At 63.5% G+C, this 22,368-nt stretch carries 19 protein-coding genes; 10 read left to right on the forward strand and 9 right to left on the reverse strand.

Annotated elements, in window-relative coordinates; all coding sequences use genetic code 11:
* Positions 1–10 precede the first annotated feature (10 nt).
* The 3 genes from mrdA to A8B82_RS17160 are packed head-to-tail and all read left to right on the forward strand — an operon-like array spanning position 11 to position 4,026.
* Entirely contained in the window at positions 11–1,954 is a 1,944-nt protein-coding gene (gene mrdA / locus A8B82_RS17150; RefSeq protein WP_067295102.1) for a penicillin-binding protein 2, read from the forward strand.
* Positions 1,951–3,090 carry a rod shape-determining protein RodA gene (gene rodA / locus A8B82_RS17155; RefSeq protein ID WP_067295105.1) on the forward strand — a complete coding sequence of 380 codons (1,140 nt, stop codon included), beginning with the start codon at positions 1,951–1,953 and terminating at the stop codon, positions 3,088–3,090. The genes mrdA and rodA overlap by 4 nt, the downstream gene beginning before the upstream one ends.
* Before the next feature lie 3 nt (positions 3,091–3,093).
* On the forward strand, positions 3,094–4,026 hold the full coding sequence (locus A8B82_RS17160; RefSeq protein WP_067295108.1) for a 2-hydroxyacid dehydrogenase: 933 nt from the start codon (positions 3,094–3,096) through the stop codon (positions 4,024–4,026).
* A 208-nt stretch (positions 4,027–4,234) separates the two neighbouring features.
* Here A8B82_RS17160 and A8B82_RS17165 read toward each other — a convergent pair whose 3' ends face one another.
* The 5 genes from A8B82_RS17165 to A8B82_RS17185 all read right to left on the reverse strand — a co-directional run bounded on the left by A8B82_RS17165 (position 4,235) and on the right by A8B82_RS17185 (position 9,998).
* Positions 4,235–6,250 (reverse strand): M3 family metallopeptidase, encoded by a 2,016-nt coding sequence (locus A8B82_RS17165; RefSeq protein WP_067295111.1) that lies wholly within the window; start codon positions 6,248–6,250, stop codon positions 4,235–4,237.
* Between the two features lie 85 nt (positions 6,251–6,335).
* Positions 6,336–7,391, reverse strand: a complete 1,056-nt coding sequence (locus A8B82_RS17170) for a HesA/MoeB/ThiF family protein (protein WP_067295114.1) — start codon at positions 7,389–7,391, stop codon at positions 6,336–6,338.
* A complete protein-coding gene (gene dut, locus A8B82_RS17175; protein ID WP_067295117.1) occupies positions 7,391–7,843 on the reverse strand; it encodes a dUTP diphosphatase in 453 nt (150 codons plus the stop codon). The genes A8B82_RS17170 and dut overlap by 1 nt, the downstream gene beginning before the upstream one ends.
* 9 nt (positions 7,844–7,852) lie before the next feature.
* Complete coding sequence (gene coaBC, locus A8B82_RS17180) at positions 7,853–9,046, reverse strand: bifunctional phosphopantothenoylcysteine decarboxylase/phosphopantothenate--cysteine ligase CoaBC (protein WP_067295120.1); 1,194 nt, start codon at positions 9,044–9,046, stop codon at positions 7,853–7,855.
* Positions 9,047–9,119: 73 nt separating this feature from the next.
* Positions 9,120–9,998: an RNA polymerase factor sigma-32 gene (locus A8B82_RS17185; RefSeq protein WP_067295234.1), complete on the reverse strand. Its 879-nt coding sequence runs from the start codon at positions 9,996–9,998 to the stop codon at positions 9,120–9,122.
* 95 nt (positions 9,999–10,093) lie between these two features.
* Between A8B82_RS17185 and cobU the strand changes: the two genes are divergently transcribed.
* Genes cobU through A8B82_RS17205 form a run of 4 tightly spaced genes read left to right on the forward strand, consistent with a single transcriptional unit; the run spans position 10,094 to position 13,515 of the window.
* Positions 10,094–10,615: a bifunctional adenosylcobinamide kinase/adenosylcobinamide-phosphate guanylyltransferase gene (gene cobU, locus A8B82_RS17190; RefSeq protein WP_067295123.1), complete on the forward strand. Its 522-nt coding sequence runs from the start codon at positions 10,094–10,096 to the stop codon at positions 10,613–10,615.
* Positions 10,612–11,193 (forward strand): histidine phosphatase family protein, encoded by a 582-nt coding sequence (locus A8B82_RS17195; RefSeq protein WP_067295126.1) that lies wholly within the window; start codon positions 10,612–10,614, stop codon positions 11,191–11,193. The genes cobU and A8B82_RS17195 overlap by 4 nt, the downstream gene beginning before the upstream one ends.
* 58 nt (positions 11,194–11,251) lie before the next feature.
* A complete protein-coding gene (locus A8B82_RS17200; RefSeq protein ID WP_067295128.1) occupies positions 11,252–11,944 on the forward strand; it encodes a glutathione S-transferase in 693 nt (230 codons plus the stop codon).
* Between the two features lie 56 nt (positions 11,945–12,000).
* Positions 12,001–13,515, forward strand: coding sequence for a YifB family Mg chelatase-like AAA ATPase (locus A8B82_RS17205; protein ID WP_067295131.1), 1,515 nt, complete (start codon positions 12,001–12,003; stop codon positions 13,513–13,515).
* Here the strand turns inward: A8B82_RS17205 and A8B82_RS17210 are convergent.
* The 4 genes from A8B82_RS17210 to rsmI are packed head-to-tail and all read right to left on the reverse strand — an operon-like array spanning position 13,481 to position 16,635.
* Positions 13,481–14,407 (reverse strand): alpha/beta hydrolase fold domain-containing protein, encoded by a 927-nt coding sequence (locus A8B82_RS17210; RefSeq protein WP_067295134.1) that lies wholly within the window; start codon positions 14,405–14,407, stop codon positions 13,481–13,483. The genes A8B82_RS17205 and A8B82_RS17210 overlap by 35 nt on opposite strands.
* Positions 14,404–15,339, reverse strand: coding sequence for a glutathione synthase (gene gshB / locus A8B82_RS17215; protein WP_067295137.1), 936 nt, complete (start codon positions 15,337–15,339; stop codon positions 14,404–14,406). Before gshB ends, A8B82_RS17210 begins: the two co-directional genes overlap by 4 nt.
* Before the next feature lie 58 nt (positions 15,340–15,397).
* Positions 15,398–15,775 carry a YraN family protein gene (locus A8B82_RS17220; protein WP_067295140.1) on the reverse strand — a complete coding sequence of 126 codons (378 nt, stop codon included), beginning with the start codon at positions 15,773–15,775 and terminating at the stop codon, positions 15,398–15,400.
* A complete protein-coding gene (gene rsmI / locus A8B82_RS17225; RefSeq protein ID WP_067295143.1) occupies positions 15,772–16,635 on the reverse strand; it encodes a 16S rRNA (cytidine(1402)-2'-O)-methyltransferase in 864 nt (287 codons plus the stop codon). The genes A8B82_RS17220 and rsmI overlap by 4 nt, the downstream gene beginning before the upstream one ends.
* Before the next feature lie 89 nt (positions 16,636–16,724).
* Here rsmI and A8B82_RS17230 point away from each other — a divergent pair, with 89 nt between their 5' ends.
* The 3 genes from A8B82_RS17230 to murJ all read left to right on the forward strand — a co-directional run bounded on the left by A8B82_RS17230 (position 16,725) and on the right by murJ (position 22,359).
* Positions 16,725–17,909 (forward strand): penicillin-binding protein activator, encoded by a 1,185-nt coding sequence (locus A8B82_RS17230; RefSeq protein ID WP_067295147.1) that lies wholly within the window; start codon positions 16,725–16,727, stop codon positions 17,907–17,909.
* A gap of 7 nt (positions 17,910–17,916) precedes the next feature.
* Positions 17,917–20,697 carry a [protein-PII] uridylyltransferase gene (locus A8B82_RS17235; RefSeq protein WP_067295235.1) on the forward strand — a complete coding sequence of 927 codons (2,781 nt, stop codon included), beginning with the start codon at positions 17,917–17,919 and terminating at the stop codon, positions 20,695–20,697.
* Between the two features lie 120 nt (positions 20,698–20,817).
* Positions 20,818–22,359 (forward strand): murein biosynthesis integral membrane protein MurJ, encoded by a 1,542-nt coding sequence (gene murJ / locus A8B82_RS17240; protein WP_067295150.1) that lies wholly within the window; start codon positions 20,818–20,820, stop codon positions 22,357–22,359.
* Positions 22,360–22,368 lie beyond the last annotated feature (9 nt).

A 22,368-nucleotide genomic window follows, 5' to 3' on the forward strand; every position in this document is an offset into this window, starting at 1 on the left:
AGGGCATGACATGAGACGCAACCGCGCCGAAAGCGATGCAAACCACACGAAGCTGACCCGCCGTGCTGCCCTTCTGGGTGGCGCGCAACTGCTGTTCATGGGCGGGCTGGCGGCGCGGATGCGTTATCTTCAGGTGGATCAGGCCGACCAGTTCCGACTGCTGGCCGAGGAAAACCGTATCAATATCCGGCTGATCCCGCCCGCACGCGGCGAGATTTTCGACCGCAACGGCTTGCGGCTGGCACAGAACGTGCCGAGCTACCGCATTGTTATGGTGCGCGAGGACGCAGGCGATGCAGAGGCGGTGATGGACCGTCTGGGCCAGATCATCACCCTTGATCCGGAAACCCGCGAACGCGCCATGGCAGAGATCAAACGCTCTGCGCCGTTCCTGCCGGTCACCATCGTCGATGATGTCAGTTGGGATGATGTCAGCCGGGTCAGCGTCAATGCGCCCGCCCTGCCCGGCGTCACGCCCGAGGTCGGGCTGACGCGGGTCTACCCGCGCGGGTCGGACTTTGCCCATGTGGTGGGCCGCGTCGGCCGGGTCAGCCAGGCTGACCTCGACGCGCTGGAAGACCCCGACCAGGTGCTGCGCATCCCGCGTTTCCAGATCGGCAAGATCAATGTGGAGGCCCGGCGCGAGGACATCCTGCGCGGCAAGGCGGGCACCAAGCAGGTGGAGGTCAACGCCACCGGCCGGGTGATGCGCGAACTCTCCCGGCGCGAAGGCGAAGCGGGCAAGGACATACAGCTGACCGTGGACGCCAATCTGCAACAATACGTCCAGGCCCGCCTGAGCGAGGAAAGCGCCGCCGTCGTCGTGATCGACTGCGAAAACGGCGATCTGGCTGCCATCGCGTCAGCGCCCTCCTATGACCCGAACCTCTTTATCGGCGGGATTTCGTCCAAGGATTACAACCCGCTGCTGGAATCAAAGTACCGCCCGCTGGTGAACAAGACGGTGCAGGGCACCTATCCGCCCGGATCGACCTTCAAGATGATGGTCGCCATGGCCGCCATCGAGGAAGGCATCATCGGCCCCGACGAAACCGTCTATTGCCCCGGCCACCTCGAAGTTGCGGGGCGGCGGTTCCACTGCTGGAAGCGCGCGGGTCACGGATGGGTCGATCTGGAAAACTCGCTGAAGCAATCCTGTGACGTCTATTACTACGATCTCGCCCTCAAGGTCGGGATCGAGAAAATCTCGGCCATGGCGAACCGCTTTGGCCTTGGCATCAAACATGAACTTGCGCTGTCCTCTGTCGCCTCGGGCCTGACGCCGACCAAAAGCTGGAAGCGCGAAACGCGCGGTGCCGACTGGGTCATCGGCGACACGGTCAACGCCTCCATCGGGCAGGGCTTCATGCTGGCTTCTCCGCTGCAACTGGCGGTGATGAGCGCGCGCATCGCGACAGGCCGGGCCGTGACCCCGCGGCTGGTCAAGACCATCGACGGCGTCGAACAGCCCAGTGGCGCGGGCGAACCGCTGGGCATGAATGAAAACAACCTGCGCAAAATGCGCCGCGCGATGTTCGAGGTGGTCAACAACCGTCGCGGCACCGGCTACCGGTCGCGCATCATCGCCGAGGAATACCGCATGGCCGGCAAGACCGGCACCAGCCAGGTCCGCAACATCACCGCCGCAGAACGGGCGCGCGGGGTCAGCCGGAACGAAGACCTGCCCTGGGAACGCCGTGACCACGCGCTGTTTGTCAGCTTCGCCCCCTTCGACAAACCCCGCTACGCCGTGTCTGTACTGGTCGAACACGGCGGCGGTGGATCGACGGCCGCCGCACCGATCGCACGGGACGTGATCCTGCAGGCCCTTGCAGGGGGCGAGCCCCCGCTTGAGGCCTATCCATCCGCCGACCGCGGCCGGATCAAGACCCAGCAACGCAAGCTGCGCGAGATGCAGCCCCAGGCCGCGATCAACGGAAACGATCAGGCATGAGTTATCTTGAATACACGGTCAAATCGGTCCCTTCCGGTTTTCGCAAGATCCTGCACCTGAACTGGCCACTCACGCTGCTTCTGGCGTCGGTCTGCGGGATCGGTTTCCTGATGCTTTATTCCGTGGCGGGCGGGTCCTTCACCCCCTGGGCCGAACCGCAGATGAAACGCTTCGGCCTTGGCCTTGCCCTGATGTTCGCAGTGGCAATGATCCCGATCTGGCTGTGGCGGAACCTGTCGGGGCTGGCTTATGGCGTCTCCCTGCTGCTGCTGGTTGCCGTGGCGGTCCTCGGAGAAGAGCGCAAGGGCTCGCAGCGCTGGATCGACCTGGGGTTTATGGACCTGCAACCCTCCGAACTGATGAAAATCACGCTGGTGATGTTCCTGGCCGCCTACTACGACTGGCTGCCCGCCAAGAAGGTATCGCGCCCGTTCTGGGTGCTGTTGCCGGTCATGATCATCTGCGTGCCGACCGTTCTGGTCCTGCAGCAACCCGACCTCGGGACGTCGATCCTGCTGCTGACTGCAGGCGGCGGGCTGATGTTCCTGGCCGGGGTGCACTGGGCCTATTTCGCCGCTGTCATCGCCTCGGGCACGGGGCTGCTGACAGCGGTCTTTCAATCGCGCGGCACCAGCTGGCAGTTGCTGAACGACTACCAGTACCGCCGCATCGACACCTTTCTCGACCCCGCTGCCGATCCCTTGGGCGCGGGCTATCACATCACCCAGTCCAAGATCGCGCTGGGGTCGGGCGGCTGGACCGGGCGCGGCTTCATGCAAGGCACGCAGTCGCGGCTGAACTTCCTGCCCGAAAAGCACACCGATTTCATCTTTACCACCCTGGCAGAGGAATTCGGCTTTGTCGGCGGGTTCAGCCTGCTGGCGCTCTATGCGATGATCATCCTGTTCTGCGTGGTGACCGCGATCCTGAACAAGGACCGTTTCTCTTCCCTGCTGACCCTTGGCATCGCGCTGAACTTCTTTTTGTTCTTTGCGGTCAACATGTCGATGGTGATGGGGCTGGCCCCGGTTGTCGGCGTGCCCTTGCCGTTGGTAAGCTACGGCGGGTCGGCGATGCTGGTCTTGCTGCTGGCCTTCGGCCTCGTGCAATCCGCCCATATCCACAGACCGAGGTAATCCATGACCATCAACGTCCTCTTCGCCGCCAATTCCGAGCGGTGGGAAACCTATGAACAGCCCCTGCGCAAGGCGCTTGCTGATGCGGGCCTCGATGCGCGGCTCAGCACGGATATTCCGCCCGCCGAGGTCGATTACATCGTCTATGCCCCCAACAGCGACCTGCAGGATTTTACCCCCTATACCCGTGCCAAGGCGGTGCTGAACCTCTGGGCGGGGGTGGAAAACGTGGTGGGCAACGACACATTGCAGATCCCGCTGGCGCGCATGGTCGATCCCGGCCTGACCAAGGGGATGGTGGAATGGGTCACAGGCCACGTGATGCGCTATCACCTCGGACTGGACACCGACATCACCCGCACGGATGCCAGGTGGGAGCCGCGCACACCGCCCCTGGCGCAGGAACGTTCCGTCGTGATGCTGGGCCTCGGTGCCCTTGGCAGTGCTGCGGCAAAAGTGCTTGTGGATATCGGCTTTCAGGTGACCGGATGGTCGCGCAGCCCAAAGGACGTCGCCGGCGTCACCTGCCTGCATGGTGACGACGGGCTGAAACAGGCGCTTGGCCGCGCCGAGATCGCTGTGCTGTTGCTGCCCGACACCCCGGCCACCGAAAACACGCTGAACCGCAAAAGCCTGGCGCTGATGCCGCGCGGCACCTTCATCATCAATCCCGGTCGCGGCCCGCTGATCGACGATGACGCCCTGCTTGAGGCCTTGGACAGCGGGCAGGTCGCCCATGCCACGCTGGACGTGTTCCGCACCGAACCTCTGCCGCGGGACCATCCCTACTGGGCGCATCCCGGTGTGACGGTCACGCCGCATATCGCTGCCGAAACACGGGCCACGACGGCCTCACAATCCGTCGCCGAAAACATCCGTCGCGGCGAAGCGGGCGAGGACTTGCTCAATCTCGTTGATCGCGGCCTGGGGTACTGATCGACAGGACCCTGGTTTCGGAGCCGCCCTTGCGTGCGCCCGGACAGACAGGGCGCTGGCCGGTTGCCAAGGAAAATCGACGAGGGGCCCCGCAGCGCGGGGAGACGCCGATTATCCTTGGCAAATGGTTGGCGGCCTGTCAGCACGGGGCCGCGCAAGGGAGGCTTCGAAACCCTGGGTTTGGTGAGACCCGCAGCGCGGCAGCCTCTCAGGCCGCGATCAGCCCACGGCCACGCAACAAGGCCTCGACCCCCGGCAACCGCCCCCTGAATGCCACGTAAAGCTCCGCCGCATCGCGGCTGCCGCCGGTGGACAGGATATGCTGCTCCAGCGCTGCCGCCGTCCCCGGCTCGAACGCACCGCCCGCTTCTCCGAACGCCTCGAAGGCATCCGCATCCATGACTTCGGACCACATGTAGCTGTAGTAGCCGCTCGAATAGCCATCGCCGGAAAACACATGAGCGAACTGCGGCGTCGCGTGACGCATGCGGATCGCCTCCGGCATGCCGATGTTCGCCAGCACTTCGGCCTGCCGCGCCATCGGATCGGCGGGTGCCGCGCCGTCATGAAACGCCAGATCGACAAGGGCAGAAGCCACGTATTCAACCGTCTGGAACCCCATGTCGAAGGTCGCGGCGGCCAATACCTTGTCCAGCATCTCCTTGGGCATCGGCGCACCGGTCCGGGCGTGGATCGCAAATTTGCCCAATACCTCGGGCACCTCCAGCCAGTGTTCATAAAGCTGGCTGGGCAGTTCCACAAAATCACGCGCCACCGAGGTGCCGCTGACCGATTCATAGGTCACATCCGACAGCATCTGGTGCAGCGCATGGCCGAATTCATGAAACAATGTGCGCGCATCGTCATAGGACAGCAGCGCCGGATCGGACTTGGCAAAGTTGCATACGTTGATCACCACCGGGCTTTGCGCTTTGGGGAACTTCGCCTGCGCGCGCATGGCCGAACACCAGGCCCCCGACCGCTTTGATCCACGGGCAAAGTAATCCCCGATGAACACGGCGACATGTTCGCCGTTGCGCGTGACCTCCCAGGCCCGGCAATCCGCGTGGTAAAGTGGAACATCAAGGGGCGCGAATTCCAGACCGAAGAGCCGGGTGGCGCAGTCAAAGGCCGCGTCGATCATACGGTCCAGCTGAAAATAGGGTTTCAACGCGGCCTCGTCCAGATCATGCTCCGCCGCACGCCGTTTCTCCGCATAATAGCGCCAGTCCCAGGGGGCCAGGTCGCCGTTGACGCCATCGGCGTGCATCATGCGTGTCAGCACCTCGGCATCGGCATTGGCCTGCGCCCTTGCAGGTTCCCAGACATCCATCAACAGGCCCCGCACCGCCTCCGGCGTCTTGGCCATTTCGGTTTCCAGCTTATAGGCCGCGAAACTTTCATAGCCCAGCAGCCTGGCGCGTTCCTCGCGCAGGGCAAGTGTCTCGGCCGCGATGGCGCGGTTGTCGGTGTCGCCCCCACCTGCGCCCCGCGCCTCCCAGGCACGAAACGCCTTTTCACGCAGGTCGCGGCGCGGCGAGAATTGCAGGAAAGGCACGATCAGGGACCGCGACAGGGTCACAACCGGACCCGAAGCGCCCTTTTCCGCGCCTGCTGCACGGGCGGCATCGACCACGAAATCAGGCAGACCGGCCAGTTCATCCTCGGACAGTTCCATGAACCACGACCGTTCGTCTGCCAGCAGGTTCTGGGTAAACTGGGTGCCCAGCACCGCCAGCCTGCCCTTGATCTGCTTCATCCGCGCCTCCTCCGCCCCTTCCAGCGCGGCACCGGAACGGACAAAGCCGCGATGTGTCAGCATCAGCACCCGCGCCTGTTCGTTGGTCAACGCCAGGCTGTCGCGCCTGTCCCAGACGGCGGCGACCCTGGCAAACAGCGCCTTGTTCGCCGAAATCTCGGAAAAATGTGCCGCCAGTTTGGGGGAAAAATCGCGCTGCAACTTTTCCCGCGCGGGCGTGCTGTCGGCCCCCGCCACGGTAAAGAATACGCCCAGAACCTTGTCCAGCGCCCCGCCTGCGGCTTCCAGCGCCTCGATGGTATTGGCGAAACTTGCCTCATCCGGATTCTGCGCGATCGCCTCAATCTCGGCATTATGGGCGGTCAGCGCCTCTTCCAGCGCAGGGGCGAAGTCTTCGTCGGAAATCCGGTCGAAGGGGGCGAGGCCAAAGGGGGTTTGCCAGTCTTGCAGCAGGGGGTTTGTCATGGGGATCTCCTTTGCGCTCAAGCTAGGGCGCGGTGGCGGCAGATACAATGCACCGGCCGGCAATGTCGGCTGATGTTGCCCGCTGTCAGTTTTCTGCAGATGTGCCGCAGGTGGGGCACGCCGCGCGGCGCTGCACCGCGATGCTGCGGTTCTCTCCAAAGAGAGCGTCATAAATCACCATCTGCCCGCGCGCGGGCGCGCCCGCACCGGTGATCAGCTTGATCGCCTCTACCGCCATCATCGACCCCACCACGCCGGGCAGCGGCCCGATCACCCCGGCTTCGGCGCAGGAGGGTGCAAGGTGCGGCGCGGGGGGCTTGTCGAAGATGCACTGGTAACAGGGCGCGCCACGTGCCGGGTCGAAGACCGAAAGCTGCCCTTCCCACTGGCTCAGCGCCCCAGAGATCAGCGGCACCCCGGCCCGCACGCAGGCGGCATTGACCAGATAGCGGGTTTCGAAATTGTCGCAGCCGTCGATCACGAGGTCATATTCAGCCACCAGTTCGTCGGCAATATCCGCTGTCAGTCGGCGGTGATAGGGGCGCACGGTGACAAAGGGGTTCTGCGCCTGCATCGCCTGTTGCGCGGAAAACACCTTGGGCATGCCGATGGCACCATCATGGTGGATCACTTGCCGTTGCAGGTTTGCGTTCTCAACCAGATCATCGTCGATTACGCCGATGGTGCCGACCCCGGCGGCCGCGAGGTATTGCAGCACCGGCGCGCCCAGACCACCGGCACCGATGACCAGCACGCGCGCGTTTTTCAGCGCCTTCTGACCCGCGCCGCCGACCTCGCGCAGGACGATATGGCGGGCATAGCGGTTCAGTTCCGTGTCCGAGAATGGACCGACAGGTTTTGCATCATCCGGCGCGGGTATGCTGCCCGCCGCGCGTCGGCGCAATGCGCGGATCAGCGCGCGGTAGGCCAGAAAGATCACCACAGCCCCGCCCAGCAACAGCCAGAGTGCGGCGCTGCCACCGGTATTCACCGCCATCGGATGGGTCTTGGGAAAGGTGATCTGAATGCCCAGAACCGCGAGATAGAGCAGACCAAGCAGGGTCAGCCGGATCTGCCGTGGCGCGCCAACCATGCCGCCGCCGAACCAGATCACGGCAGCCATGATCGCGACCAGCAGCATCAGTTCACGCCTGTTGATCCAAAGCCGCCGCCACCCCGTGCGGTATCGTCCAGGGTTTCTTCAACCTTGAAACCCGCCTGCACCACCGGGGCAACCACCATCTGCGCGATCCGCATGCCATGGGTGACTTCAAAGCCCTCCGTCCCGGTGTTCAGCAGGATCACCCCGACAACGCCGCGATAGTCTGCATCAATGGTGCCGGGGCTGTTGGGCAGGGTCAGGCCATGCTTCAGCGCCAGGCCCGATCGCGGCCTGATCTGCACCTCGAACCCTTCCGGGATGGCCATGTGCAACCCGGTGGAGATCAGCGCCCGGCCCGAAGGGGGCAGTGTCACCGGCCCCTCCGGCAAGTTCGCGCGCAGGTCCGCACCGGCAGCCCCGGTGGATTCATAGGCGGGCAGGCCCAGTGTCTGATCGGCCCCTTCGGCCCAGCGCAGCGTGATCGTGACCATCTGCGCGCCCTAACCCAATGCCTGCGCGATGCGCGCCGCCAGTTTGCGGGCGACCGCATCCTTGCCCATGCGCTGCCAAACTTCCGCGCCCGCGTCGGAAATCAGCGTGACCGCGTTTTCTGAGCCACCCATGATGCCGGTGGCCGGGGACACGTCATTGGCCACGATCCAGTCGCAGCCCTTGCGTGTGCGTTTGGCGGTCGCGTTGTCGACGACATCGTTTGTCTCGGCGGCAAAACCGACGACCAGGCCGGGCCTGCCTTCGGTCATCCGGCTGACGGTCTTAAGAATATCGGGGTTCTCTGCAAAGGTCAGTTCGGGCATGCCATCCTTGGATTTTTTCAGTTTCCGGTCACTGGCCGAAGTCACGCGCCAGTCGGCCACCGCGGCGGCAAAGACGCCGACATCTGCGGGCAAGGCCTCCTGCACCGCCTCCAGCATCTGCAAAGCGGTCTGGACAGGGATCACTTCGACCCCATCGGGCGGTGGCGTGTCGGCAGGTCCGGTGACAAAGACAACATGCGCGCCCAGCGCCGCCAGCGCCCGGCCCAGCGCCGCACCCTGCGCGCCGGACGACCTGTTGGCGATATAGCGCACCGGGTCGATGGGCTCATGGGTCGGCCCCGAGGTCACAAGAATGCGTTTCCCCTTGAGCGGTCCATCGGCCAGCCGCGCCTCTATCCCGGCCACGATCTCAAGCGGTTCGGCCATGCGACCGGGGCCGAATTCACCGCAGGCCATGTCGCCGTCATTGGGGCCAACCATGCCGATCCCGTCTGCCCTGAGGGTCTCAAGGTTCCTCTGGGTTGCGGGGTGCTGCCACATGCGGACATTCATCGCGGGCGCGATCAGAACCGGCGTATCGGTGGCGAGCAGCAGGGTGGAAGCAAGGTCATTGGCCAACCCCTGCGCCATCTTTGCCATCAGGTCGGCTGTTGCCGGGGCGACAACCACCAGATCGGCCACACGGCTCAACTGGATATGCCCCATCTCGGCCTCGTCGTTCAGATCGAAAAGCGCCTGGAAAACGGGCTTGCCCGCCAGAGCCGATACCGACAGGGGGGTCACAAATTCGGACCCGGCCGCCGTCAGGACCGGCGTTACCTCGGCCCCGCGTTCGCGCAGGCGGCGTATCAGGTCAAGCGACTTGAACGCGGCGATGCCACCGCCGATGATCAGCAGAATGTGTTTGCCTGCCAGCATAATATGCCCCTTGCCAGATCGCGCCTCGCCGGGACCATAAGCGGCAGTCGGGGAATGTGCCAGCCCCGGTTGGTCAGTTCAGGAAATGCATGACCTCGCGCGACTGCCCTTCCAGCGACTTGCGCATTTTGACAAATGCGGCCGCCTCCAGTTGGCGCACGCGCTCCTTCGACAGGCTCAGCTCGTCGCCCAGACTTTCCAATGTGCGCGGCTGGTCCCGCAGTTTGCGTTCCCGCACGATGAACTGCTCGCGGTCGTTCAGCTCTTGTATCGCGGTCAGCAGCCAGGTGCGCAGCTGCGCCGTGTCGTGGACGTCTTCGACCCGCTCTGCTGCCTGCGCGCTTTCATCCACCAGTGCGTCGATCCATTCGCGGCCCTCATCCTCTGCCGATTGGGTCGCGTTCAGGGAATAGTCGGAGCCGGACAATCGCCCCTCCATCATCTCCACATCATGCAGGGGCACGCCGATCTCGGTCGAGATCATCTGGCGCAGCTGATGCCGGTCCAGTGTTTCGCCAGCCGCCGAGGCTTCGCGCTCTAGCCGGGCCTGAACCCGGCGCATGTTGAAGAACAGCGATTTCTGCGAAGAGGTGGAGCCGGTGCGCACCATCGACCAGTTGCGCATGACATGGTCTTGGATGGAGGCCTTGATCCACCAGACCGCGTAGGTCGAGAACCGGACCCCGCGGTCAGGGTCGAACTTGTCCGCTGCTTTCATCAGCCCCAGACCTGCTTCCTGAATCAGGTCGTTCATTGGCGCGCCGTACCGCTTGAACTTGCCCGCCATCGAAATGGCCAGCCGCATATAAGCGGTTATCAGGCGATGCAGTGCCGCTTCATCCCGTTGATCGCGCCAGGCATAGGCCAGTTTCAGCTCGGTTTCGGCATCCAGCAGTTCCGCTTTCATGGCGGTCCGCGTAAGGGAAAACTCTCTGGCTGTTTGCGTTGACATAATCATATACCCCCTGAAATCATGGCAAGCCTTGAGACCGCCCTTTGACAAAGGTACGCATGACCCGGCGCCTTAGTTCCGATTTAAGGAAAAAAATGTTGACCCAATCCACTCTTGTCCTAGGTGGGGCCGCTTCCGGAAAATCGGCCTGGGCCGAAGCGCTTCTGGAAAATGACGGCCGGCCAATGGTTTACCTCGCCACTGGCCGTATTCTTGACGATGAGGTGGCGCAGAAGGTGGCTGTTCACAAAAAGCGGCGCGATGCGAGATGGCGGACGATCGAAGCGCCGCTTGATCTGGCACCGGCGCTGGCGGGGGTGACAGGCAAGGATTGTGTGCTGATCGACTGCGCGACCATGTGGCTGACCAATCACATGATGGATGGCTCTGACCTAGCCCTGGCACAGGATGCACTTTTGACCGCGCTACGGGACTGCGCGGCACCCTGGGTCATCGTCTCCAATGAGGTTGGTCATGGCATCGTGCCCGACAACGCCCTTGCACGGCAATTCCGCGAGGCACAGGGCCGGTTGAATATCGCATTGGCGCAAGAGGCCGCTTTGGTAGTTCAGGTGACGGCGGGGTTGCCGGTGGTCCTGAAAGGCCGCCTGCCATGACCACCTGGCATTGGGTCCGGCACGGTCCCACCCATGAAAAGAACTTTGTCGGATGGCGCGATGTGCCTGCGGATCTGTCCGACACGGCACGCATCGCGCGGCTGAGCGCGTTCCTCCCGGAAAAGGCGCTTGTGGTCTCTTCCGATCTGATCCGGTCAATCACAACCGCCGATGCGCTTGAGATGCCGGGCCACCGGCGGCTGCCGCATCGCCACGACCTGCGCGAGCTGCATTTCGGGGACTGGGACGGGAAACATTTCTCTGAAGTGTCCGACATGCATCCCGACCTATCCCGCGCCTATTGGGAAACCCCCGGAGACGTGGCCCCGCCCGGCGGCGAAAGCTGGAACGCCGCCGCAGACCGTGTACGGCGCGCAGTCGATGAGTTGAACGCGCGCCACCCCGCGGCACATATCATCGCAGTGGCGCATTTCGGCGTGATCCTGACACAGGTTCAGCGAGCCATGGGCGTGACGGCCAATGCGGCAATGGCCCATAAGATTGACAACCTGTCGGTGACCGAACTGCATCACGACGCGGGGACCTGGCAGGCGCGCCGGATCAATCACCGCCCGTGATAATCAGCCGCACAAAATTGCGTTTGCTCCATTTTTCATATCAAGGCTAGGTGACGTCATGACATATGACCTTTTCATCGGCGATCGCACTTTTTCAAGCTGGTCCCTTCGGGGCTGGCTGATGCTGGAAAAATTCAACCTGCCCTACAAGGCCCATATGGTGGGCCTTTACAGCGGCACGATGGCGGATGATCTGGCACCACTTGCCCCGGCGAAACTGGTGCCAGTCCTGCGCACGCCCGAAGGCATGGTGATCGGCGAAACCCTCGCCATGGCCGAAACGTTGGCAGAACGGCACCCTGACGCGGGCCTGTGGCCAGATGGTGCAGCAGCCCGTGCCACGGCGCGCTGGCTGTGCGCGGCGATGGCATCCGGCTTTACCGCCTTGCGCGGGGCCTGCCCGATGCAATTGCAGCATGTGAACAAGGGTTTTGTGGTCACCGACGCCGTGCAGGCGGACCTAGACCGGATCGAAACCCTCTGGACCCACGCCATGCGCAATGCGGACCTGCGTGGGCAATGGCTTTTCGGGCGGTATTCGCTGGCAGATGTGTTTTACGCCCCTGTCGCCGCGCGCATCATCGGCTATGACCTGCCCGTGTCCGACGCCGCGCGCCGCTATTGTGAAATTGCAATCAGCGACCCGGCGTTCAAGGCATGGCGCGCGGAAGGGCTGAAAACCACCTACGACCCCTTTCCCTACGACTTCGGCACTGAAACCGCGCCATGGCCGGGTGACGGCACTCGTTAACCATTCCTAAACCACGGCAAATTATCCCTTAACCACGGTGAACAAGGGGATGACAGATGGTTTCACGCGCCTATACCGTCGCGTTTCAGGGGGTCGAGGCGCGCATGGTCGAGGTGCAATGCGCCGTGACGGCGGGCCTGCCTGCCTTTTCCATCGTCGGCCTGCCGGACAAGGCCGTGTCGGAGGCCCGCGACCGCGTGCGCACGGCGCTGACCTCAATGGCCATCGCGCTGCCGTCAAAGCGGATCACCGTCAACCTCAGCCCTGCCGACCTGCCCAAGGAGGGCAGCCATTTCGATCTGCCCATCGCGCTGTCGCTGCTTGCCGCACTGGATATCCTGCCCGACGACGTGGTGCAGAATGTCGTCGCCCTGGGCGAATTGTCACTGGACGGCACGCTGGTGCCCGTGGTGGGTGCCCTGCCCGCCGCAATGGCCGCCGCAGAACAGGACCGCAGCCTGCTCTGCCCCGCCGGATCGGGGGCGGAGGCCGCATGGGTGGGCAAGACCCAGGTCATCGCGGCGGCGACCTTGGGCGACGTGGTGCGGCACTATACCGGGCAGGCCCCATTGCCTCCTGCCGAACCGGGCGAAGTATCAGCGCCGCCGCAGGGCCGCGACCTGCGCGACGTCAAGGGACAGGAGCGGGCCAAGCGGGCGCTGGAAATCGCCGCCGCCGGGCGGCACCACCTGATGTTCGTGGGCACACCCGGTTCAGGCAAAAGCATGCTGGCCGCGCGGCTGCCCACGATCCTGCCGCCCCTGACCCCGGCAGAGGCGCTGGACACCTCGATGATCCACTCGCTTGCGGGTCTGCTGGACGAAGGCGGCATTTCCCGCGCGCGTCCGTTTCGCGAACCGCATCACACCGCCTCGATGGCCGCGATCATCGGAGGCGGGCGGCAGGCCAAGCCCGGAGAGGTCTCGCTTGCACATAACGGCGTCCTGTTCATGGACGAATTTCCCGAATTTCCCCGCATGGTACTGGAAACCCTGCGCCAGCCGATCGAAACGGGCGAGGTGATGATCGCGCGCGCCAATGCCCATGTGAAATACCCCTGCAAGTTCATGCTGGTGGCCGCCGCCAACCCCTGCAAATGCGGTTATCTCAGCGACCCTGCGCGCGCCTGTGCGCGTGTGCCGCACTGCGGGGAGGATTACATGGGCCGCATCTCCGGGCCGTTGATGGACCGTTTCGATCTGCGGGTAGATGTGCCCCCCGTCGCCTTCACCGATCTGGACCTGCCCGGCAGCGGCGACAGTTCCGCCGATGTGGCCGCCCGCGTTGCCGCCGCCCGCGCCACGCAGGCTGCACGTTTCGCAGATCAATCCGGCATGCAGGTGAATGCGGATGCCGAAGGGGACATGCTGGAACAGATCGCCACCCCCGATGCAGAGGCGCGGGCGTTGCTGGCCAAGGTGGCGGAACGGTTTCACCTGTCTGCGCGGGGCTATCACCGCGTGATCCGGGTGGCGCGCACCATTGCCGACCTCGACGGCGCGCAGAGCGTGCGCAAGCCGCATATCGCCGAAGCGGTCAGCTTTCGCCTGGGAAATCCAGCCGCTGGTTGATCCAGCCCGCCAATTCCCGCAGGCTCGACCGCGCCTCCGGCAGAGTGTTGTGCAGGATTGGCCAGACATGGGGCAGATCGCGGGCCTCGGTAAAGCTCGCATCGACGCCTTGCCCCCGCAACCGTGCCGCCATCCGACGCGAATCGTCGCGCAGGATCTCTGTATCACCCACCGTCAGCCAGACCGGCACCGCCCCGGTAAAATCCGCAAACAACGGGCTGACCGCCGGATCAGTCGCAGGATGATGTCCCAGATACATCCGGCCCATTTCATCCGCGCGATCTGCGACCAATACGGCCTCTGACCGCGCGTTCTGGCGGAAACTCTCGCCCGAATAGGTCAGGTCGGTGAGTGGTGAGAAACAGAAAACCCCGGCAGGTTGGGCCGCACCTTCGCCCGCCAGCTCGGCCAACAGGCCCAGCGCGAGTGCGCCCCCGGCGCTGTCACCGCCGACGATCACACGGCCCGGCTTCACACCGCTTGCAATCAACGCATCCCAGGCAGTGCGCACGTCGGTGGGAGCGGCGGGAAAGGGGGCCTCTGGCGCCAGACGGTATCGCGGCAGAACGGCGCGCATCCCCGTCAAATCGGCGATCTGGCCCAGCATCGCCGCATGGGTGCGCGGACTGCCAAAGACAAAGCCACCGCCGTGAATGTAGAGAATGACAGCGTCAGAGGTCAGAGCGCGCGGCACGACTTCCAGCGCATGGACCTGGCGGCCCGCCGCCTGCAGCACCTGCCACTGCTGTTGGGTGCCACGGGGTGCGCGAAAAAAATAGCGCGCCTGGCGTTCAAGGTTATCGCGCATCTGCTGTGGTGCTTTCGCCCGCGCCAGACGCGGCTTTTCCACCAGCCGAAGGTAGGTGTTCAGGATCGGGCGCAGGAGGCTCATGCGCGCCGCGCCTCGATTGCCTCCCATATCTTGGCGGCGATGTTGACGCCGTCAAAACGCTCAAGCTCCTGTATCCCGGTGGGAGAGGTCACGTTGATCTCTGTCAGGTAGTCGCCGATCACGTCGATTCCGACAAAAATCTGTCCCTTTTCCTTTAGCAGCGGACCGATGGCGGCGCAAATCTCACGGTCCCTGTCGGTCAGGCCGATCTTTTCGGGGCGGCCGCCCACATGCATGTTCGACCGCGTCTCGCCCTTGGCCGGAACCCGGTTGATCGCGCCCACGGCCTCCCCGTCGACGAGGATCACGCGCTTGTCCCCCTTGGACACTGCGGGCAGGAATTTCTGCACGATCAGTGGCTCGCGCGAGAACCCTGAGAAAAGCTCGTGCAGGGATGCCAGGTTGCGGTCATTCTCATCCAGCCGAAAGACCCCGGCCCCGCCGTTGCCGTAAAGCGGCTTGAGGATGATATCCCCGTGCCTGGCCTTGAACGCCTTGATGGTTTCAAGATCACGGGCAATCGTCGTGGGTGGGGTAAGCTGGGGGAAATCCAGCACCAACAGCTTTTCGGGATAATTGCGCACCCAGAAAGGGTCATTGACCACCAGCGTGGTGCCCTTGAGCCGGTCCAGCAGATGCGTCGAGGTGATGTAGTGCATGTCAAAGGGCGGGTCCTGCCGCAGCCAGACCACATCGTAATCCGCCAGATCGACCTCGCGCAGAGGGCCAAGCTGCGCATGATCGCCCTGAACCCGCTGGACGTTAAAATCATGCCCCCGCGCGGTGATCCGCCCTTCCTGATAGGCCAGATGATCGGGCCCGTAGAAGAACAACTCATGTCCCCGTGCCTGCGCTTCTTCGGCAAGGCGGAAGCTGCTGTCCGCGTTGATGTTGACGTCCCCGATCGGGTCCATTTGAAAGGCAATTTTCATCGGTCAATCCCTGCTGCTTGCCTCTTAGATGGCGCAGCGGGCCGTCAGGCGCAATGGGTCAGCCCTGACCAAAAGCGTTTTCGATGATCCGGGTCTGGCCCTGTGCATCTACAAGCGCGACGTCAAATCGCGTTTCTGTCAGGCTGCCCGCAGGTTCCGATCCAAGGAACTCTTCTGCCGCCAGATAGATGCGCTGCATCTGCCGGGCAGAAAGGCTGCGCGCGGCGCGGTCGAAATCACGGGCCTGTTTGACTTCGACAAAGATCAACCCGTCGCCATCGCGCAGGATCAGGTCAATTTCGCCGCCCTTGCCACGCCAACGCCTGCGCGCCAGGGCAAAGCCGCGCCGTTCATAGTCCTGTGCGATGCGGTTTTCCGCAGCAACCCCCGCCTGAAAAGCCATCGCGCCCCTATGGGTTCTGGCAGATCCTGTCATGTTTGACCCTTTCCCATTGCCAATGCCGCCTGATACACCTTGCGCCGTGGCAAACCGTGCGCCTGCGACACCATATCGACCGCATCGCGCATCGACATATCCGACAATGCGCCTCTCAATTCCGTTTCTAGGTCAATTTCCCTAACAGTTCCTGAACGGGCACGGTCCACCAGGACCACGATCTCGCCCTTGGGTGGCGATCCGGCATGGATTTCCGCCAATTTTTCCAAGGAGTGGCGCTGTACCTCTTCGAATTTCTTGGTCAGTTCCCGGCAGACTGCCGCTTTCCTTTCCGGGCCCAGCACCTCTGCCGCATCGCGCAACATCGCGCCCAGCCGTTTCGGTGATTCGTAGAACACCAGCGTGCCGGGCACCTCCTGCAACGCCTCCAGCGCCGCCTTGCGCGCGGTTGCGGCATTGGGCAGGAACCCGGCAAAGAAGAACGCATCCGTCGGCAATCCGCCCAGCGCGAGTGCTGTTGGCAGCGCGGAGGGGCCCGGCGCGCAGGTCAGGGGCAATCCCGCCTCCGCCACGGCGCGGGACAGTTCGAACCCCGGATCGGCGATCAATGGCATGCCGGCCTCGGAGGCATAGGCGACCGATTGCCCTGCGCGGATCGCAGCCAGCAGCTTGTCCGTCACGCCGGCACCGCTGTGATCATGCATCGCGACAATGCGGCGCGCCCCCAGTGGCACGCCGTGGATATCCATCAGCCGACGCAGGCTGCGGGTGTCTTCCGCCGCCAGCACATCCGCATTGGCCAGCACGTCGAGCGCGCGCAAGGTGATATCGCGCGCAGTCCCGATCGGCACGCCGACAAAGTATAATCCCGCCGACAAAGTGGTTTTAAGGTAATTCACGCTGGACCCGCCTTTCGCACTCTCTATGATTGCGCAGGTAAAACACCGGCGTCCCGACGCCGCCTGACCACCCGGAGAGTGAGTTCGACATGATTGCTTTTTTCGATGCAGGCCGCAAGAAGCTGCGGTTGCTGATCCTGACCCTTTTCGCCCTGGTCCTGGCTGCTTGCGAGCCGATGGCCATTGGCGGGCTGGCAAACACCGGCGGACCCAAGGTTGACACCAGCGCACCGATCCCGGTTGCCCTGCTGGTCCCGCGCGGCGGTTCGGCCAGCGACGACCTGTTGGCACAAAACCTTGAAAACGCAGCGCGTCTGGCCATCCGGGACCTGGACGGCGTCAAGGTGGACCTGCGCGTCTACGGCACTGCTGGCAATGCAGGCACTGCCGCCAGCATGGCCTCCCAGGCCGTGTCTGAAGGGGCCAAGATCATTCTCGGGCCGGTTTACGGCGAATCCGCCAATGCCGCCGGGGTCGCGGTAGCGTCCCAGGGAGTGAACGTGCTGTCGTTCTCCAACAACACGACCATTGCGGGCGGCAACGTCTTTGTGCTCGGGCCAACCTTTGCGTCCACCGCGAACCGGCTTGTCGGTCATGCCAAGCGCAGCGGCAAGGACCGGATCGTGATCCTGCATGGGCAGGATGTCGCCGGGCAACTGGGGCGCAACGCAATCCAGCAAGCGATCACTGCAAACGGCGCGACCCTCGCTGGCACCGTAGACTATGCGCTCAGCCAGGAATCCGTCATCGCCTCCGTGCCACGGGTCAAGGCGGCGATGGACAGCGGCAATGCCAACGCGCTGTTCCTGACAACCTCTTCGGCCAGCGCCTTGCCGCTTTATGCGCAAATGCTGCCCGAGGCCGGTATTCAGGCCCCTGCAACACAGTTCATCGGCCTGACACGCTGGGACATTCCGCCTGCAACCCTTGCCTTACCTGGCGTTCAAGGGGGATGGTTCGCCATGCCCGACCCCGGCGCGACGGGCGTTTTCCGGCAGAAATACAGCGCTGCATACGGGTCTGACCCGCATCCTCTGGCCGGTCTCGCCTTTGACGGGATCGCGGCCATCGGAGCCTTGGCCAAGACCGGCAAATCCTCGGCCCTGTCCGGCGCATCCTTGACGCAGGGGGCGGGCTTCCGGGGGGCAAGCGGTATTTTCCGCCTGCGCAAGGACGGCACCAATGAACGCGGTCTGGCCATTGCCGTGATCCGCAACAAGTCGGTTGTCATCCTCGACCCCGCGCCCAAGGCGTTTGGCGGCGCAGGGTCCTGACCCGAAAGTGACAGCTTCCCTCTCCACAACAGTTTCAGGCGCGGACACCGATCCGCGCCTGATCTGCGCCCCAGAGCTTATTTTCGACGCGGATGCCGTTCATGCGGCCTTGCATGGGGCCTGCGAAAGCGCAGAGCCCGGTGCGCGCCGCGCCGCTGCGGTGGAGGTGCTGCGGGAGGTGCAGGAAAACGGCCGTGCCGAGATCGCGCGCAGCTTTGCCGCCGCCCCCTTCGATGCACGCGGCATGACCCGGGCCTATACCTATCTCACCGACCAACTGGTCAGCGCCACACTGGACGTCGCCACGCGCCATTTGCACCCCAAACCCAACCCAACCGAGAGCGAACGCCTTTCGGTGATCGGGGTTGGCGGTTACGGGCGCGGGGAAATGGCACCGTTTTCCGATGTCGATCTGTTGTTCCTGATCCCCTACAAGGCCACGGCATGGACCGAGAGTGTCGTGGAAAGCATGCTCTACATTCTGTGGGACATGAAAATGAAGGTGGGCCACGCCACCCGCACCATCAAGGATTGCATCAGGCTGGGTGCCGAAGACTATACCATCCAGACCGCCCTGCTGGAACACCGCTTTATCGCGGGCGACTGCAAGCTGGCAAAGGCACTTGATGCAAGGCTGGCCAGTGATCTTTTCGACGGCAAGGGCCGCGACTTCATCGAGGCCAAGCTGGAGGAACGGGACAAGCGTCACCTCAAACAGGGACAGCGCTATGTGGTGGAACCCAACGTCAAAGAGGGCAAGGGCGGGCTGCGCGACCTGCATTCGCTGTTCTGGATCGCCAAGCTGATCTATCACGTCGACCGGATCTCGGACCTCGTGGGCAAGGGTGTGTTCCGCCCCGATGAATACAACACCTTTCGAGCGGCCGAAGATTTTCTCTGGGCTGTGCGGGGGCATTTGCACCTGCTGGCCGGGCGGGCGACGGAGCAGCTGACATTTGACGTGCAGGTCCAGGTGGCCGAGGCGATGGGCTACCAGGATACCTGCGGCAGGCGCGGCGTCGAGATATTCATGCAGGCCTATTTCCGACACGCCACGGCGGTTGGTGACCTGACCCGGATCTTCCTGTCCAGCCTGGAAGCGATCCACGTCAAGGCGGAACCGCTGCTGGAACGGTTCTTCCGCCGCCGCCCCAAGATCAAGCAAGGCTATGAGGTGGTGCATAACCGCATCGCCATCTCCGACGACAAGGCGTTCCTGACAGACAAGCTGAACATGCTGCGGATTTTCGAAGAGGGTCTGCGGACAGGGATGCTGATTCATCCCAATGCCATGCGCCTGATCAAGGCGAATCTGCACTTGATTGATGACGACATGCGCGAAACGCCCGAGGCGCAGCGCATCTTCTTTGACTTGCTGCTGAAACACGGCAATCCCGAACGCGCGCTGCGCCGGATGAATGAACTGGGCGTGCTGGCCGCCTTCATTCCCGAATTCGAACCCATCGTCGCGATGATGCAGTTCAACATGTACCACAGCTATACTGTGGACGAACATATCATCCAGTGCATCGCCAATCTGGCCAAGATCGAAAAGCAGGAACTGGAAGAGGAATTGCCAGTCGCCTCCTCCATCCTCAAGCGGGGCGTGAACCGCAAGGTGATTTACACCGCGCTTCTGCTGCACGACATTGCCAAGGGCCGCCCCGAGGATCACTCCGTTCTGGGGGCCAAGATGGCGCGCAAGATCGCGCCCCGGCTGGGGCTGTCACGGGCGGATGTGGATACCGTGGAATGGCTCGTGCGCTATCACCTTCTGATGTCGGACATGGCACAAAAGCGCGACATCGCCGACCCGCGCACCGTGCGCGACTTTGCCAAGGCGGTACAGACTGTCCGACGGCTTGACCTGCTGTGCGTCCTGACGGTCTGCGACATTCGCGGCGTCGGGCCCAACACCTGGAACAACTGGAAAGCGGTGCTGATCCGCGCGCTCTATCGCCAAACTAAACGAGGCCTGCAAACCGGGCTTGAGGACATCAACCGCGAAAACCGTGGTGCCGAGGCCCGCAAGGCGTTGACCGAGGCCTTGGCGGATTGGCCCAGCAAGGACCTCAAGGCCGAAAAGGCGCGGCACTATCCGCCCTATTGGCAGGGTCTGCATGTCACCGCCCATGTCGCCTTTGCCAATATGCTGCGCGACATCGGTAATGGTGATGTGCGCATCGACCTGCACCCGGATGAGGACCGCGACGCCACCCGCGCCTGTTTTGTCATGGCCGACCATCCTGGCATCTTCTCGCGTCTGGCCGGTGCGCTGGCTCTGGTCGGCGCCAATGTCGTGGACGCCCGCAGCTACACCACCAAGGACGGGTTCGTCACAGATGCCTTCTGGATCCAGGATGCCGATGGCAACGCCTACGAGTCCGCCAAGCTTCCCCGCCTGCGCCAGATGATCGCCAAGACGCTGCGCGGCGAAGTTGTGGCGCGCGACGCACTGAAATCCCGCGACAAGGTCAAGAAGCGCGAAAAAGCCTTTCGCGTGCCCACGTCGATCACCTTCGACAACGAGGGTTCGGAAATCTATACCATCATCGAGGTCGACACCCGCGACCGCCCCGGCCTGCTTTATGATCTGACGCGTTCACTGGCGGGGGCAAACGTCTATATCGCCAATGCCGTGATCGCGACCTATGGCGCGCAGGTGGTCGATACCTTCTACGTCAAGGACATGTTCGGGCTGAAATACCATACGGTTGCCAAGCAGAAGATGCTGGAAAAACGCCTGCGCGAGGCGATTGCGGATGGCGCGGAACGGGCAGAAAAATAAGGGCCGGATCGGCCGCCGCGGCTTGTGCGGGAAATCTGCGGATTTCCTGCACAAGCCGCCCCATTGCGCGGCTTCCCTGCAACGGCTAGGCAAAGTGCAACGCAATTCTCCGAGGCCGCCATGAAACCCATCCGCCTGATGTCCGGCTTTTTCACCGTGGGTGTCTGGACCTTGCTCAGCCGGGTTCTGGGTTTCGTGCGCGAGGTGCTGCTTTTGTCGCTCATCGGGCCGGGGCCGGTGATGGATGCCTTTGTCGCCGCCTTCCGACTGCCCAACATGTTCCGCCGCTTCTTTGCCGAAGGCGCGTTCAACGCGGCATTTGTGCCGATGTTCGCCAAGAAGCTGGAAGGCGAAGAAGGGGCCGGGCGCTTTGCCCGCGATGCCTTTAACGGGCTGGGTATGGTGGTGCTGATCCTGACCGGGCTGGGCATGGTGTTCATGCCAGCGCTGGTCTGGGCCACTGCCGAAGGGTTCGTGGGGGATGCGCGGTTCGACATGACCGTGGGTTTCGGTCGGATCGTTTTTCCCTACATCCTGTGCATGTCGCTGTCCGCGCTGTTTTCCGGCATTCTGAATGCCACAGGTCGCTTTGCCGTGGCTGCAGCGGCCCCGGTGCTGCTGAACATCTTTGTCATCACTGCGATGACCATCGGCGCGCTGACCGGCGGCGCTGTGGTGAACTGGCTGATCTGGTCGATCCCGGTCGCGGGCCTTGCGCAGCTTGCCCTGACCTGGCGCGCCGCAGCTGATGCCGGATTTGCCCTGCGCCCCGGACGGCCCCGCTGGACGCCCGAGATGCGCAACATGATCGTCATCGCCCTGCCCGCCGCCCTGGCCTCCGGCGTGATGCAGATCAACCTGGTGGTCGGCCAATTGGTGGCCAGCCAATATGACAGCGCCGTGTCCTGGCTTTTTGCGGCAGACAGATTGTACCAGCTTCCGCTGGGGGTCGTGGGCATCGCCGTTGGCGTGGTGCTGTTGCCCGACCTGTCGCGCCGGTTGCGGGCGGGCGATGACGCGGGCGCGCGAGGCGCGCTCAGCCGGGCCGCCGAAATCTCTTTGGCGCTGACGATCCCTTCAGCTGTGGCGCTTGTGGTGGTGCCGCTGGCACTGGTGACGGTCCTGTTTCAGCGCGGTGCCGCCGACGTAGACGACAGCGCCGCCATCGCCACCGCCGTGACGATCTACGGCCTGGGTCTGCCCGCCTTTGTCCTGCAAAAGATCCTGCAACCGATCTACTTTGCCCGCGAAGACACCCGCCGCCCCTTCTACTTTGCCGTCGTGGCCATGGTGGTCAATGCCGCCCTCGCCATCGGGCTGGCCCCCGTCGTCGGCTGGATCGCCCCCGCCATTGCCGCAAGCCTTGCCGGATGGGTCATGTTCGCCTGTCTCGCGATCGGAGCCCGCAGATACGGCGCAGCCGCAAAATTCGACGCCCGGTTTCACAAACGGATCTGGCGGATACTGGCAGCTTCTGCCGCGATGGGCCTGTGCCTCTGGGCCGCCAATGTCGCCTTCCAGCCCTTCCTTGGCATCCCGTGGTGGCGTGGCCTGACGCTTGTGGTGCTGATCTTGATCGGCGCGGTCAGCTATTTTGGCATTGGCCAGCTGATCGGTGCTTTCAAGCTCTCCGAATTCAAACGCGCCGTCCGGCGGGGTTGACGGCGCCGC

Origin of the sequence: Sulfitobacter sp. EhC04 (assembly GCF_001650875.1) — a bacterium.
Lineage (GTDB): Bacteria > Pseudomonadota > Alphaproteobacteria > Rhodobacterales > Rhodobacteraceae > Sulfitobacter.

Excerpts from the sequence above, each read along its gene's own strand:
- A8B82_RS17200 (WP_067295128.1), top strand. The coding sequence starts at position 11,252 with ATGACATATGACCTTTTCATCGGCGATCGCACTTTTTCAAGCTGGTCC.
- murJ (WP_067295150.1), top strand. The coding sequence starts at position 20,818 with ATGAAACCCATCCGCCTGATGTCCGGCTTTTTCACCGTGGGTGTCTGG.
- A8B82_RS17165 (WP_067295111.1), bottom strand. The coding sequence starts at position 6,250 with ATGACAAACCCCCTGCTGCAAGACTGGCAAACCCCCTTTGGCCTCGCC.
- gshB (WP_067295137.1), bottom strand. The coding sequence starts at position 15,339 with ATGAAAATTGCCTTTCAAATGGACCCGATCGGGGACGTCAACATCAAC.
- A8B82_RS17205 (WP_067295131.1), top strand. The coding sequence starts at position 12,001 with ATGGTTTCACGCGCCTATACCGTCGCGTTTCAGGGGGTCGAGGCGCGC.
- cobU (WP_067295123.1), top strand. The coding sequence starts at position 10,094 with ATGTTGACCCAATCCACTCTTGTCCTAGGTGGGGCCGCTTCCGGAAAA.
- A8B82_RS17195 (WP_067295126.1), top strand. The coding sequence starts at position 10,612 with ATGACCACCTGGCATTGGGTCCGGCACGGTCCCACCCATGAAAAGAAC.
- A8B82_RS17170 (WP_067295114.1), bottom strand. The coding sequence starts at position 7,391 with ATGCTGCTGGTCGCGATCATGGCTGCCGTGATCTGGTTCGGCGGCGGC.
- A8B82_RS17210 (WP_067295134.1), bottom strand. The coding sequence starts at position 14,407 with ATGAGCCTCCTGCGCCCGATCCTGAACACCTACCTTCGGCTGGTGGAA.
- rodA (WP_067295105.1), top strand. The coding sequence starts at position 1,951 with ATGAGTTATCTTGAATACACGGTCAAATCGGTCCCTTCCGGTTTTCGC.
- A8B82_RS17160 (WP_067295108.1), top strand. The coding sequence starts at position 3,094 with ATGACCATCAACGTCCTCTTCGCCGCCAATTCCGAGCGGTGGGAAACC.
- A8B82_RS17220 (WP_067295140.1), bottom strand. The coding sequence starts at position 15,775 with ATGACAGGATCTGCCAGAACCCATAGGGGCGCGATGGCTTTTCAGGCG.
- mrdA (WP_067295102.1), top strand. The coding sequence starts at position 11 with ATGAGACGCAACCGCGCCGAAAGCGATGCAAACCACACGAAGCTGACC.
- dut (WP_067295117.1), bottom strand. The coding sequence starts at position 7,843 with ATGGTCACGATCACGCTGCGCTGGGCCGAAGGGGCCGATCAGACACTG.
- A8B82_RS17230 (WP_067295147.1), top strand. The coding sequence starts at position 16,725 with ATGATTGCTTTTTTCGATGCAGGCCGCAAGAAGCTGCGGTTGCTGATC.
- coaBC (WP_067295120.1), bottom strand. The coding sequence starts at position 9,046 with ATGCTGGCAGGCAAACACATTCTGCTGATCATCGGCGGTGGCATCGCC.
- A8B82_RS17185 (WP_067295234.1), bottom strand. The coding sequence starts at position 9,998 with ATGTCAACGCAAACAGCCAGAGAGTTTTCCCTTACGCGGACCGCCATG.